Consider the following 12897-nt stretch of genomic DNA (forward strand, 5'->3'; position numbering starts at 1 on the left):
GTCTCTCGAAAAAAAGAGAACAATTGTTCTGAAATAGTATTGAACAAAACACATGTTCGTGTTATTATGAATTCGAAAGTAAGAACAAGTGTTTGGAGGATGATAATTATGCTAAAATACAGTACATATCGCAGCATCTACGATAAGGCCCCAGTGGTTGAATCTTTAGGACATAATGACGTTGCCCGTAATTCCGCTAAGGTGAAAGAGATAACGGAACGTTTGCTAGGAGGGATGATTTCGTTGTTCCGTCAGGACTTCTTTATTAAGTTAATATTGATTATCGTGCTAGTATTTTCTGGCCTAACAGTAGTGGGAAATGTATTTGCAGGATCGACGACTATAATGAAGGAAGAGAAGCGGATTGTGGTTGAACGTGGAGATACACTATGGAGTATTGCCCTTAAGAATAAACCGGCTGATATGAAGACAGTTGTTTATATAGAAGGAATTAAACGTTCAAGTGGGATTAAGAGTAGTCAAATTAACGCTGGAGACATACTTACTTTACCTATTTATTAATTTTCTGAGAACATAATAGAATGACCAGTAGAGCTTGCAGGGAGTAGACCTTGACAAGCTCTTTTTCTCATGGCAGAGTTAGAATTAATTTATAGGGGGAGGGAAAGTATTGAATATTGATGAGTTGGTCGCGCGAATTAACGAATTGGCACGCAAACAGAAGAGCGTAGGCCTTAATCAAGAGGAAGTGGCGGAACGCGCCAAGCTTCGTGAAATTTACCTGGGGAATATCCGCAATAACTTCCGAGCACAATTAAATACTATTGAAGTAGTAGATAACGATGAGCATGAACAAGGTAACAAGGGGCTTTAACATTAGCTCGCTGTTCCTTTTCATAGATATTTCAGGATGACTAGGGGGAACGCACATGGCCCGTTCTTGGGAAAGAATGGTTCAACGCAACACACAGCAAATCAACAAGCAAAGAAAGAAACAAGGCAAGGATACGATTTATGCCTCTAAATCTCCTACCCAGAATGCCGAAGTCTTTAAAGGTCGCAACATTGCATTTCCGGTAGTGTTAGTGATACTTGGCACTATGTTTTGGGTAGTTGGTTCTATTGATCAGGCCAAAGGAAACGGCATGCTGGCTAATTGGTTGGGAGTAGTACTGTACTATTTGCTGGCAGCGCTATTGTTCTTCCGTCGTCCGTACTTGAAGGTGGAAAAAGCAAGACTGTCTACTATTAAATTCAATCGCGAACGCGGGCTTCCAGCTGCAGATATTGAGAAAATCACCCTTTCGCGTGGAGCTGTAGTCATTAAGCACAAAGGGAAACGTACGAAATGGATTTTCACAAGACTTATGAATCGCTATGATACTAATGCGATGAGTACACGATTAGAAGCATTTGCTAAAGCTCACAACATTGAAGTAGTTCACGAATAGAACTAGACCAGTTAAAGGGAGAGGGAGACCTGTAATGCCAATTTCTGCTGTACTATTTGACCTTGATGATACATTGCTGTGGGATGATCGGAGCGTCGAAGAAGCATTTCGTTCTGCTTGTGAAGCCGCCGGGGATACGATTGATCCACAAGAACTAGAAGTTGCAGTTCGTAAGGAAGCAAGTAGCTTGTATGAATCTTATGAGACGTTCCCATTTACAAAGATGATCGGAATTAATCCATATGAAGCACTCTGGGCTAACTTTACGGCAGGTGAACAGCCAGAATTCCGTCAATTGGAGCAGCTTGCACCGGTTTATCGTAAAGAGTCTTGGCGTCGCGGACTTGCAACCTTAGGGGTGGAAGACGAAGCACTAGCTGAGACCTTGGCAACTAAATTCGCAGCAGAGCGCAGAAAACGTCCATACATCTATGAAGAAACAATGCATGTACTGGAGCAGTTACGGGGTCAAGTGAAGCTTTTGCTACTTACGAACGGTTGTCCTGCACTGCAACAAGAAAAACTAGATGGTGTGCCAGAGTTAATTCCTTTCTTTGATCATATTGTGATTTCCGGAAGCTTTGGTAAAGGCAAACCGGATAAGGAAATTTTCCTGCATGCTTTAGAGCTTCTTGATGTAACTCCTGAGCAAGCGGTTATGGTCGGCGATAAGCTTACAACGGATATCCGTGGGGGGCTGGCAGCAGGGTTGACCACGGTCTGGATTAATAGAAAAGGTAGAGCACCTAGTCTTGATATTCATCCGGATCATGAAATCAATCACCTTGAGGAGCTTCTTCCACTAGTTCAATCCTTGTAAGATATACAGAGCTATTAGCTCCAACATAAAGACTTTATAAAAGCAGCGAGTTTCTGAGATCCTAAGAAACTCGCTGCTTTTCTGTACATACATACTAACATAAGGATTTCATTAGATTTTTAAGTAAATGATTTAAGTCACAAGTCTAATGCGGAATTGATGCAAAATACTGAAAAACCAATAATAATGTGTATAATAGATGGAGATGTATAACATGAATTGGTAGATTTTTATTATTCGATAATGATTGGGAGGGCTCCAAATGATGAGATCGAAGAAATTAGTCGCTGTATTATTAGGTGCAACACTTCTAGTACTAGGTGGATGTTCTTCAAATGGAACCAAGCATTCAGAAATACATAACATGAATATGAACATGTCTATGGAACCTATCAAAGTCGAACTACAATGGAGTCCTGAAGAAGTTGTTGTAAATCAAAAGGTAACCTTTGAAGCTGTGGTGACCCAAGATAACGAGGCAGTAGATGATGCAAAAGAGGTTCTGTTCGAAATTGTGAATAAAAATGATGAGGGACAGAAAATAGAGCTTAAGGGAAAGCTAATAGGTAAAGGAGTCTATCAAGCAGAAGGGACCCTTGAAAAGGAAGGACAATATAATGTCACTTCACATGTGACAGCCCGGACACAGCACTCTATGCCTAGCAAAGAGCTGTCTGTGAAACCATGATTCAAAGGTTCACAACGGTTGCTGAGCAATAACAGATAAAGCAGAGTGGAAAGGAAGGCTTTTCGAAATTCCTTTATTCTGCTAAACTTACTCTAATGTTTTACTGGGGGGACTATTAGTTGGCTAAATATACACTTGAGGAAAGCTTACAACAAAGGATTTTGATCCTTGATGGCGCAATGGGCACAATGATCCAACAGGTGCCTCTTACTGGAGAAGATTTTGGTGGCGATGAGCTGGATGGCTGTAATGAAATGCTGGTATTAACACGTCCAGAAGTCATTCAGACGATTCATGAGCAGTATCTCGAAGCAGGGGCTGATCTCATTGAGACTAACACATTTGGTGCAACCTCTGTTGTACTAGCTGAATATGATATTCCTCAGCGCGCACGTGAGATCAATCTAGCGGCAGCAGAGTTGGCCCGCAGAGCAGTAGACAAATATGACACACCTGACCGTCCGCGATACGTCGTGGGGGCTATGGGTCCAACAACAAAAACGCTCTCAGTAACTGGAGGCGTTACTTTCCAAGAGCTAGTTGATAGCTATGAGGAACAAGCAGTGGCATTGATCGACGGTAAAGTAGATGTTTTGCTGCTGGAGACCTCTCAAGATACACTTAACGTTAAAGCTGGAAGTATTGGTATTCGTAATGCTTTTGAAAAGACTGGCATCACATTACCGGTTATGATTTCAGGAACAATTGAACCAATGGGTACTACACTGGCGGGTCAGAATATTGAAGCATTTTATATCTCATTAGAACATCTGAAGCCTATCTCTATGGGCCTCAACTGTGCGACTGGTCCAGAGTTCATGCGGGATCATATTCGTTCGCTTTCGGAGATCTCCTCGGCAGCCGTGAGCTGTTATCCAAACGCAGGATTGCCGGATGAGAATGGACATTATCATGAATCTCCAGATTCTTTAGCTCGCAAGATTGCAGCCTTTGCTGAAAAAGGCTGGCTGAATATTGCGGGGGGCTGCTGTGGAACGACACCAGAGCATATCCGTGCGATGAAGGAAGCACTTTCCGAATATCCTCCACGCCCGCTGGCAGGTAATCATCCACCTGCACTTTCAGGTATTGAGCCAATCTATATTGAGAACGACAACCGTCCTTACATGGTTGGTGAACGTACGAATGTACTTGGCTCTCGTAAATTCAAACGTCTTATCGTCGAAGGTAAATATGAGGAAGCCTCAGAAATTGCCCGAGCTCAGGTAAAGAGTGGGGCACAGGTTATTGACGTGTGTGTACAAGACCCTGACCGCGATGAGATTGAAGATATTAAGCTTTTCTTAGAACTGGTTGTAAAAAAGGTTAAAGTACCTCTGATGATCGATACTACCGATCCTAAGGTTATTGATTTAGCTTTGCAGTACTGCCAAGGTAAGGCGATAATTAACTCTATTAACCTTGAAGATGGTGAAGAGAAATTCGAGCTGGTGACGCCGATCATTCATAAATATGGCGCAGCTATTGTTGTGGGTACCATCGATGAGACGGGACAAGCAATTAAGGCGACAGATAAACTGGAAGTGGCTAAACGCTCCTATGACTTGCTAGTGAACAAGTATGGTTTAGCAGGAGAAGATCTTATTTTTGACACGCTGGTGTTCCCTGTAGGAACCGGAGATGAACAATATATCGGTTCAGCAAAAGAAACGATTGACGGCATTCGTTTGATCAAGGAAGCACTTCCAGGTGTTCATACGATCTTGGGCATCAGCAACGTCTCCTTTGGATTGCCGGAAGCGGGACGTGAAGTGTTGAATTCAGTATTCCTTTATGAATGTACAAAAGCTGGATTAGATTATGCGATCGTAAATACAGAGAAAGTGGAGCGGTATGCTTCCATTCCTGCCGTAGAACGTCATCTTGCTGAGGAACTGATTTATAATACGAATGATGAGACGCTTTCTGCTTTTGTAGCTGCTTTCCGTGGTAAAAAAGTAGAGAAAAAAGAGAAGATTTCCAACCTGTCACTTGAAGAACGTTTAGCCTCCTATGTGGTTGAAGGTACGAAGGAAGGACTCATTCCTGATCTAAATGAAGCATTGACTAAATCTGGTCCGCTGGAGATCATCAATGGACCGCTGATGGCAGGGATGTCGGAAGTCGGCCGGTTATTTAATAATAATGAATTGATTGTTGCTGAAGTGCTACAAAGCGCTGAAGTGATGAAGGCTTCTGTGAATCACCTAGAGCAGTTTATGCAGAAGGATGAGACAGCGGTTAAAGGAAAAATTATGCTGGCGACCGTAAAAGGGGACGTACATGATATTGGTAAGAATCTAGTGGAGATCATCCTCTCCAACAATGGTTATCAGATCATTAATTTGGGTATAAAAGTACCACCAGAGACCATTATCGAAGCCTTCCGTCGAGAAAAAGCTGATGCGATAGGATTGTCCGGGCTGCTTGTAAAATCTGCTCAGCAGATGGTGCTCACCGCTCAGGATTTACGTACAGCTGGGATCGATGTTCCGATTATGGTTGGCGGCGCAGCTTTGACCCGTAAATTTACGAAGACCCGTATTCGTCCAGAATATGACGGCCTAGTATTGTATGCTAAGGACGCTATGGACGGGCTGGATATTGCCAATCGGCTTATGAACCCTGAAGAACGGGAGAAGATTGCCGAGGAAATTCGTGTGGAGGCAGAAGCAGCGGTTGCGGTTGCGCCTAAGCAAGAACTGCCGAAACTAACCAGAGCAGTGCGTTCCAAAATATCTCCAGATGCACCTGTTTTTGTTCCACCGGATTTAGAACGCCACGTACTGCGTAACTATCCATTGGGGCATATTATCCCCTATGTGAATATGCAAATGCTGCTGGGTCATCATTTGGGGTTACGGGGTTCTGTAGAAGCCCAATTAGCTGCTGGAGATCAGCGGACTGTTGAACTGAAGGGTACCGCAGACGATATTCTCCATCAAGCGATGCTAGAGGGTACCATTACTCCACATGCTATGTATCAATTCTTCCCTGCACAATCGCAAGGGAATGATATTATAGTGTATAATCCACAGAATACGTCCGAGATCCTGCATACCTTTACTTTCCCAAGACAAGGGGTAGAGCCTCATCTGTGCTTGGCGGACTTCTTGAAACCTGTTGACAGTGGTATTATGGACTATGTTGGATTCCTAGTTGTAACAGCAGGTCACGGTGTACGTGAATTGTCTACTCAGCTGAAAGAAAGCGGAGATTATCTGCGTTCACACGCCTTGCAGTCGGTTGCACTTGAAGTGGCAGAAGGACTGGCAGAACGTGTCCATCATATGATGCGCGATACTTGGGGTTTCCCAGATCCGGCGGATATGACGATGAAGCAAAGACATGGGGCAAGATACCAAGGGATCCGTGTTTCATTTGGTTATCCTGCATGCCCGGATTTAGAAGATCAAGGTCCACTGTTTAAGTTGTTATCTCCGGAGGATATCGGTGTTCACCTTACAGAAGGCTTTATGATGGAGCCCGAAGCTTCCGTTTCGGCTATGGTATTTGCCCATCCAGAAGCGCAGTATTTTAATGTAGAGAAGCTGTAATTCTTTCATTTATATACCTGGTCTGTAGGGGATTGTATCCCTTTCAGCGGAACCTCCCGTAACTGGGGGGTTTTTTGCTGGAAGAAGGTCGTTTAGAATTGAAAAGAGATGGTTGAGCCAATAAGTAGAAGGGAGGAAAAAGAATGGATTTATATTTTTTAGGTACTAATGCAGGTGTGCCAACGCTACAACGCAATGTAACGTCCGTTACATTAAGACTGCTGGAAGAACGTCGCAGTATTTGGATGTTTGATTGTGGGGAAGGTACACAACATCAGGTTCTTAGTTCGCCGATTCGGTTAGGAAAGCTGGAAAAGCTATTCATTACCCACTTGCATGGTGATCACCTATTTGGTCTTCCAGGTCTATTATCAAGTCGTGGCTATCAGGGAGGTACAGCGCCGTTAACGGTGTACGGACCCCCTGGATTAAAAGCATACCTAGAGATCTCCTTAGCTGTGAGCCAATCCCGAATTCCTTACAAGATTGAGATTGTAGAGCATACAGGAGGAATTATATTCGAGGATGATGGCTTTAAAGTTGAGGCGGCATTACTTGAGCATCGCATTGACAGCTATGGCTACCGGGTAACGGAAAAGGATAGTCCCGGAAGCCTCAATACGGAATTGCTTAAGAGTTATGGTTTAAAACCGGGACCGATTTATGGGAAATTAAAAAAAGGTGAAGATGTTGTTACGGATGAAGGTGTACGAATCTGTGCTGCTGATGTTGTCAGGGAACCTAAACGAGGACGTATTGTTACTATCCTTGGGGATACAAGACCTTGTTCGGGAGCCTTAGAACTCTCTCTTAATGCAGACCTTGTTGTTCATGAAGCAACCTTCGCCCATGATCTGGCTGACATGGCGTATCAATATCATCACAGTACAGCGCGTCAGGCTGCAGAGTTAGCAAAAGAAGCCAAAGCAGGTCAGCTGTTGCTGACTCATTTCAGTTCTCGTTACAGCTCGCATGAAGAGTTAATTCCTTTGCTTGAGGAAGCTGAACTCATATTCCCTGAGACATTATTAGCTGAGGAATTTAATGCATATCCGGTACCTCGCAGACTAAATGGGCAATAGGGGGAATGATTATTTTCCGGGAAAGCGCAGGAAATGACAGTGCTATGCTAAAAAATGCTGGATGGGACGCTTGTTCGATTTCATTCGACGAAGTGTGTTAGATTTAAAGTAATCACGGAGTAAAAGACGAACGAATGGCTGGACATATTGCCGAAAATCAGTAGGTGATATCTTCCACCTAAAGGGATTGAGTATGCTTGTAAATCCAAGCAGGGCAAAGGCTGCGAGTTTGTTAATACTATTATTTATTTATTATATTAATTAAATTTATTATGGAAACTGAGGGGTTAGTGATGGAACAAATTGAAGGATTATTGATTGATCTAGACGGTACATTGTACCATGGGCATAAAATGATTCCCGGTGCTGATCTGCTGATAAAAGCTCTTCGTGAAGCGGATATCCCTTTTTTATTTGTTACCAATAACTCATCGCGTACGGCAGCTAACGTTGCTGCCCACTTAAGTGGAATGGGAATTGAGGCGAAAGCTGAGGAGGTATGTACCTCTTCTATGGCAGCCGCACGTTACATAGCTGAGGAATCACCTGGGGCTACAGTGGCGATACTTGGAGAAGAGGGACTGCGTATGGCTTGCATTGAGGCAGGGCTCCAAATCGTCACAGAATCCCCTGATTATGTGGTGCAAGGTATCGATCGTTCTTTTAATTATGCTTCGCTAGCTCAAGCTTCGCGTTGGATTTTGAGCGGGGCAAAGTTTGTGCTCACCAATCCAGATTTAATGTTACCATCAGATGATGGGGTTATGCCGGGTGCGGGTACGATCGGTGCAGCAATTGAGGCTGCCAGTGGTGTGAAGCCAGTAGTGATCGGTAAGCCTGAATCGCATCTGATCAAATATGCGACAGATCTTCTGAAAATTCAACCTGAACATGCTGCTGTTGTTGGGGATAATATGCGTACGGATATCGCTGCCGGTGTTAATGCGGGCTGTCGTACAATCCTTGTTCTTACCGGTTTAACCACTACAGAGAATCTGGAGCACTATAAAAGTATCACAGGGATCACTCCCGATGAAATATGTGCCGATTTAGCTGAACTTAAAATGTTTCTCGGTGTATAATAGCTAGGGTCTTATTACTTCACCAACTTAGAGGGGACGATGAGTATGCCAGAATTGCCGGAAATGGAGAATTATAGACAGCTGCTTAGCCAGCGTATTATAAATGTTCCGATAACTAATGTAATTGTGAACAGAGAAAAAACAATTAACATGGAAACAGAAGCTTTCATTGATGCCTTGATCGGTGCGCGTGTTGTTTTTGTAGAGCGGCGCGCCAAGTACATTTTGTTTCATCTCCATGATGGACGAAGATTACTATTGCATTTAATGCTGGGTGGATTGCTTTTTTATGGTTCAGAAGAAGAGCGGCCGGATCGTAATACGCAAGTAGAAATCGCATTTGGTGATCAGATCCTTTATTTTATGGGCCTGCGGTTAGGGTTCTTACATTTAGTATCCGTGAAGGAAAGCGAAGCAACGATGGGTAAGCTTGGACCTGAGCTGCTGGATCGACGGATGACGCCGGAACGTTTTGCAGGAATATTAAAAGGGCGGCGTGGTGCGTTAAAAAGTCTGTTAGTGAATCAGCATGTAATGGCGGGTATTGGAAATTGTTATGCGGATGAGATTGCTTTTGACGCTGGGCTTCTGCCTTCAGTTTTAGTACAAAATTTATCACCTGAAGCCATTTCCCGTCTGTATCAAAGCATTCAAAAAGTATTAACTGATGCGACAGAGATCGGCGGATACATGGAAATGCCGTTTATGACAGGTGACATGGTTACGGGTTCCTATAATGATCAATGTAAAGTCTATGACCGTGAGGGCGAGCCTTGCCTACGCGATGGGGGAACGATTATCAAAACAGAGCTGTCTGGACGCAAAGTATTTTATTGTCCAGACTGTCAGCATGAAGCCTAAACCCAAAATAGGGGCTCATGTTAGCATTCGTGGTGGATATGGGAGAGCTGCCCGATTGGCTTGGGAGAGCGGTGCAACAAGTTTTCAATATTTTCCGAAAAATCCGCGCAGTCTGAAGCTAAAGACGGTTGATATTCGAGATACAAGGGATTGTGCACTCTTTTGCCAAGAAAAAGGAATCACCTCTATCGCCCACACCCCTTATGCAATCAATATGGCTGCGAATAGGGATGACGCAACCCCTCGAAAGGTGTATGTAGACTCCCTTCTTAATGATCTGGAAATTGCTGAAGCCTGCGGTTCCTTAGGTATTGTTGTTCATTTTGGACATTTTGCTGGAATGGAGCCGTTACAAGGCTATCAAAATATTATACAATGTATGAATGAGACGCTGCAGTCCTGGGAAGGTAACGCCAAGCTGCTAATTGAGAATCAAGCGGGCAACCATGGTACCGAAGGGATTACACTTGAAGAATTGGTGAAGGTTCGTGAGCTTAGCCAGTTTCCCGAGAAGATTGGATTTTGTCTGGATACCTGTCATGCTTTTGCAGCAGGAATTTGGAATCCTGAGCATACGGAAGACTTGCTTGAACGAGGAAACCAGCTTGGATTTTGGCCGCATCTTGTAGCTGTTCATCTTAATGATTCTAAGTTTCCCTTTGGTTCAAGACGGGACCGGCATGCTGGAATAGGAAAAGGTTTTATCGGCGAAAAGGGTCTTGAAAGCTTAATAACTTCTGATCGATTACGTAAAACATCTGTTGTTTTGGAAACTGAAAAGGGTCCAGATGGCAGTCATCGGAATGAAATAGCTACTGTTCGCAGTTGGTTTGAAGCGGGGGCTAGAAAGTGATTCATATCTATATGGACGATCTCCGTAAAGGTCCGCTTGGATTTGCTTTAGCCCGGACAACAGAAGAATGTCTTCTGATGCTGCGTGAGTGTGAGGTCGGTATTTTATCGTTAGATTATGATATGGGACCGGATGATTATTCAGGTGGGGAAGTGGCTAGACGGATTGTTCTGGAAGGACTGTACCCCTGTGAAATCTATCTACACACCTCCAGCGTTTTAGGGAGAAAAGAAATGTATGAAATCTTATACGCGGCTAAACCTGAGGGGATGCGCTTGTTTAATGGTCCCCTGAGTTCTGATAAGCTTCATGATATCGCTGGGGAGACGGGACTAAAATGAAGGAAATGAACGAAGCGGATTTACTGGAGATACTCACGAGACCGGGAGAACCGCTGGTAGTGTTTTTGCATACTCCGCTGTGTGGTACCTGTAAGGCAACAGAACGCATGTTGGAAGTGGCGGCACATCTGTTGCCTGCTGAACTCCAAATGGTTGCTGGAAATGTGAACATGTTGCCTAATCTGGTACAACAATACCGTATTACCAGTGTTCCTGCTCTACTAGTGGCTTCTGCTGACCGGATAGAGGATCCGCTTATTTATTATTCAATGGTTTCAGTTGAGCGGATTCTGGAATACATAAGGAGTATTATATCATGATCATTTCATTACAACATTTATCTCTGCGCAGAGAAGAAAGCCTAATCTTGGACGATGTGTCCTTAGAAGTTAAGGAAGGCGAAAACTGGGTCATTTTGGGACGGAATGGTTCTGGCAAAACAACAATTTTGGAGATTATGACAGGTTATTTATTCCCTAGCAAAGGAACTGTTGAGGTATTGGGGAATAAATATGGTCAATGTGATTTACGCGAGGTTCGTAAAGAAATTGGTTATATTGGTCCTTCCTTAATGGAGAAGATGTCTTTAAATGATCCGGTGTGGGAGGTTGTCGCTACAGGAGCTTACGCTTATTTGCGTTTCTACGAGAGCATTCCACACGAAGTGAAGGAGAAGGCAATCCGCTTGCTAGAGGATATGAATCTGGGCAATATGGCACTTCATCCTTTTGGAACCTTGTCACAGGGAGAGCGAAAAAAAGCAATGCTGGCAAGATGTCTTATGGCTGACCCCAAACTACTGATTATGGACGAGCCTTGTGCAGGTCTTGATCTGTACGAAAGAGAAAAAATGCTGGCTGAAGTAGATAAGCTAAGACAACGTAATGTCTCCGTTGTTTATGTAACTCATCATGTGGAAGAAATTGTCCCGCTTTTTACACATGTTGCTTTAATTCGCGACGGTAAGCTAGCTGGTTCCGGACCGAAAGAAGAAGTATTAACCAAAGAAATGATCTTGGCCACCTATGATATTCCTGTTGATGTAGAATGGGATAGCGGTCGTCCCTGGATTAAAATTAGACCTGGAGGCAAAACGATTTGAACGAATTAAGACATGATAACGAAGAGCAGACCACTGCTCCGGAAGAAATAGTGTACTCCCGATATATTTGTACAGCTAATCACGGCTTTGCGCCATATGCTCAGGAAGAGCTTCGGCGCTTGTTCGGCGCAGTGAAGAGTACGCTGCTGTTGCCGGGAGAAATCTTTCTCGCCACCTTGCAGTCTGAACCCGAGGAAGTATCACGATTGCTCACACAGAATCTGCCCATTTTCCTTCGTCATATACAGCCTGTGCAGTTTCAGGATGAAGGAACCATGGAAGCACTACAGCGTTTGGCTGTGTATTTAAGCCGCCGCAGTGAGCTAGAGGGGGAGAAAGTATCCCTAAATGTTCGTAAAGGGGATCCTTCCTTCTGGCAGGAAAGTCCGGGCGAACTTCGTGAATGGCTGCAGGAGCAATTACAAAGCTTGGGTGCAGAATTTACAGTACAAGATCCGGCATGGGTCATTTCTGTCTACGCAGACGGGAATGCCTTATATGCAGGAGTTTCCAGACCAGAAGAGAATCTATCCGGCTGGAATGGCGGTGCAATCCGCTTCCGCAAAGAAGACGGACAAATCTCACGTGCTAAGTTCAAGCTGATGGAAGCGGAGAAGGAGTTCGCTATTCCTTTTTACAGCTTCCGTAATGCGCTTGATATTGGCGCCTCTCCAGGGGGCTGGACTTCTTTCTTGCTGGAGCGTGGAATGAAGGTAACAGCGGTTGACCCTGCTTTGATGCATGAATCGCTGCGTAATTACCCGGGTCTGAAGATCCTGCGCAAAAATGCCGGAGAAGTGAAATTCCGCGATAATGAATTTGATCTGCTTGTATGTGATATGAGCTGGAGTCCTAAGCTGATGGCAAAGCTTGTAACCGGGCTGCTGCACAGCCTGTCACCAGGCGGAACAGCGATTGTGACCGTAAAGCTGATGCATAAGAAACCTCTAGCGATGATCAAAGAGATCATTGCAATGTTTGAGGGCGAACGTATGCAGATTCAGCGGGCTAAGCAGCTGTTTCATAATCGTGACGAGATCACGCTTTATATGATTAAATACTAGGTAAGATCCTAATTTAAAAATCTTAAGGGAAAGCA

General features: G+C 44.1%; 14 protein-coding genes. All 14 read left to right on the forward strand.

The window, feature by feature from the left end; genetic code table 11:
• The first annotated feature begins 108 nt into the window (after nucleotides 1-108).
• The 14 genes from NST45_RS10305 to NST45_RS10370 all read left to right on the forward strand — a co-directional run bounded on the left by NST45_RS10305 (nucleotide 109) and on the right by NST45_RS10370 (nucleotide 12862).
• Nucleotides 109-522, forward strand: coding sequence for a LysM peptidoglycan-binding domain-containing protein (locus tag NST45_RS10305; RefSeq protein WP_036687719.1), 414 nt, complete (start codon nucleotides 109-111; stop codon nucleotides 520-522).
• Nucleotides 523-631: 109 nt separating this feature from the next.
• Nucleotides 632-835, forward strand: a complete 204-nt coding sequence (locus NST45_RS10310; protein WP_076141987.1) for a DUF896 domain-containing protein — start codon at nucleotides 632-634, stop codon at nucleotides 833-835.
• Nucleotides 836-890: 55 nt separating this feature from the next.
• Entirely contained in the window at nucleotides 891-1412 is a 522-nt protein-coding gene (locus tag NST45_RS10315; protein WP_036687716.1) for a hypothetical protein, read from the forward strand.
• A 34-nt stretch (nucleotides 1413-1446) separates the two neighbouring features.
• Nucleotides 1447-2232 carry an HAD family hydrolase gene (locus NST45_RS10320; protein ID WP_076141988.1) on the forward strand — a complete coding sequence of 262 codons (786 nt, stop codon included), beginning with the start codon at nucleotides 1447-1449 and terminating at the stop codon, nucleotides 2230-2232.
• Between the two features lie 262 nt (nucleotides 2233-2494).
• Entirely contained in the window at nucleotides 2495-2920 is a 426-nt protein-coding gene (locus NST45_RS10325; protein WP_038571571.1) for a FixH family protein, read from the forward strand.
• A gap of 119 nt (nucleotides 2921-3039) precedes the next feature.
• Nucleotides 3040-6477, forward strand: coding sequence for a methionine synthase (metH, locus tag NST45_RS10330; RefSeq protein WP_076141989.1), 3438 nt, complete (start codon nucleotides 3040-3042; stop codon nucleotides 6475-6477).
• Nucleotides 6478-6620: 143 nt separating this feature from the next.
• Complete coding sequence (gene rnz / locus NST45_RS10335) at nucleotides 6621-7559, forward strand: ribonuclease Z (protein WP_076103946.1); 939 nt, start codon at nucleotides 6621-6623, stop codon at nucleotides 7557-7559.
• A 293-nt stretch (nucleotides 7560-7852) separates the two neighbouring features.
• Complete coding sequence (locus tag NST45_RS10340; RefSeq protein ID WP_038571566.1) at nucleotides 7853-8641, forward strand: TIGR01457 family HAD-type hydrolase; 789 nt, start codon at nucleotides 7853-7855, stop codon at nucleotides 8639-8641.
• Between the two features lie 45 nt (nucleotides 8642-8686).
• On the forward strand, nucleotides 8687-9502 hold the full coding sequence (locus NST45_RS10345) for a DNA-formamidopyrimidine glycosylase family protein (RefSeq protein ID WP_036687706.1): 816 nt from the start codon (nucleotides 8687-8689) through the stop codon (nucleotides 9500-9502).
• Nucleotides 9492-10355 carry a deoxyribonuclease IV gene (locus tag NST45_RS10350; RefSeq protein ID WP_076141990.1) on the forward strand — a complete coding sequence of 288 codons (864 nt, stop codon included), beginning with the start codon at nucleotides 9492-9494 and terminating at the stop codon, nucleotides 10353-10355. Before NST45_RS10345 ends, NST45_RS10350 begins: the two co-directional genes overlap by 11 nt.
• Nucleotides 10352-10696 carry a cyclic-phosphate processing receiver domain-containing protein gene (locus tag NST45_RS10355; RefSeq protein ID WP_036687703.1) on the forward strand — a complete coding sequence of 115 codons (345 nt, stop codon included), beginning with the start codon at nucleotides 10352-10354 and terminating at the stop codon, nucleotides 10694-10696. The genes NST45_RS10350 and NST45_RS10355 overlap by 4 nt, the downstream gene beginning before the upstream one ends.
• The gene (locus NST45_RS10360) at nucleotides 10693-11016 is read left to right on the forward strand and encodes a thioredoxin family protein (RefSeq protein WP_076141991.1); all 324 of its coding nucleotides are present in this window, start codon (nucleotides 10693-10695) and stop codon (nucleotides 11014-11016) included. The genes NST45_RS10355 and NST45_RS10360 overlap by 4 nt, the downstream gene beginning before the upstream one ends.
• Nucleotides 11016-11798, forward strand: coding sequence for an ATP-binding cassette domain-containing protein (locus NST45_RS10365; protein WP_036687827.1), 783 nt, complete (start codon nucleotides 11016-11018; stop codon nucleotides 11796-11798). The genes NST45_RS10360 and NST45_RS10365 overlap by 1 nt, the downstream gene beginning before the upstream one ends.
• Nucleotides 11795-12862 carry an SAM-dependent methyltransferase gene (locus NST45_RS10370; RefSeq protein ID WP_036687700.1) on the forward strand — a complete coding sequence of 356 codons (1068 nt, stop codon included), beginning with the start codon at nucleotides 11795-11797 and terminating at the stop codon, nucleotides 12860-12862. The genes NST45_RS10365 and NST45_RS10370 overlap by 4 nt, the downstream gene beginning before the upstream one ends.
• Nucleotides 12863-12897: the final 35 nt, after the last annotated feature.

It is taken from the genome of Paenibacillus sp. FSL R7-0163 (assembly GCF_037969975.1).
Taxonomy (GTDB): Bacteria; Bacillota; Bacilli; order Paenibacillales; family Paenibacillaceae; genus Paenibacillus_AQ; species Paenibacillus_AQ odorifer.

Coding starts and splice junctions, on each gene's coding strand:
- NST45_RS10320 (WP_076141988.1), top strand. CDS start 1,447: ATGCCAATTTCTGCTGTACTATTTGACCTTGATGATACATTGCTGTGG.
- NST45_RS10305 (WP_036687719.1), top strand. CDS start 109: ATGCTAAAATACAGTACATATCGCAGCATCTACGATAAGGCCCCAGTG.
- NST45_RS10340 (WP_038571566.1), top strand. CDS start 7,853: ATGGAACAAATTGAAGGATTATTGATTGATCTAGACGGTACATTGTAC.
- rnz (WP_076103946.1), top strand. CDS start 6,621: ATGGATTTATATTTTTTAGGTACTAATGCAGGTGTGCCAACGCTACAA.
- NST45_RS10315 (WP_036687716.1), top strand. CDS start 891: ATGGCCCGTTCTTGGGAAAGAATGGTTCAACGCAACACACAGCAAATC.
- NST45_RS10325 (WP_038571571.1), top strand. CDS start 2,495: ATGATGAGATCGAAGAAATTAGTCGCTGTATTATTAGGTGCAACACTT.
- NST45_RS10350 (WP_076141990.1), top strand. CDS start 9,492: ATGAAGCCTAAACCCAAAATAGGGGCTCATGTTAGCATTCGTGGTGGA.
- NST45_RS10360 (WP_076141991.1), top strand. CDS start 10,693: ATGAAGGAAATGAACGAAGCGGATTTACTGGAGATACTCACGAGACCG.
- NST45_RS10345 (WP_036687706.1), top strand. CDS start 8,687: ATGCCAGAATTGCCGGAAATGGAGAATTATAGACAGCTGCTTAGCCAG.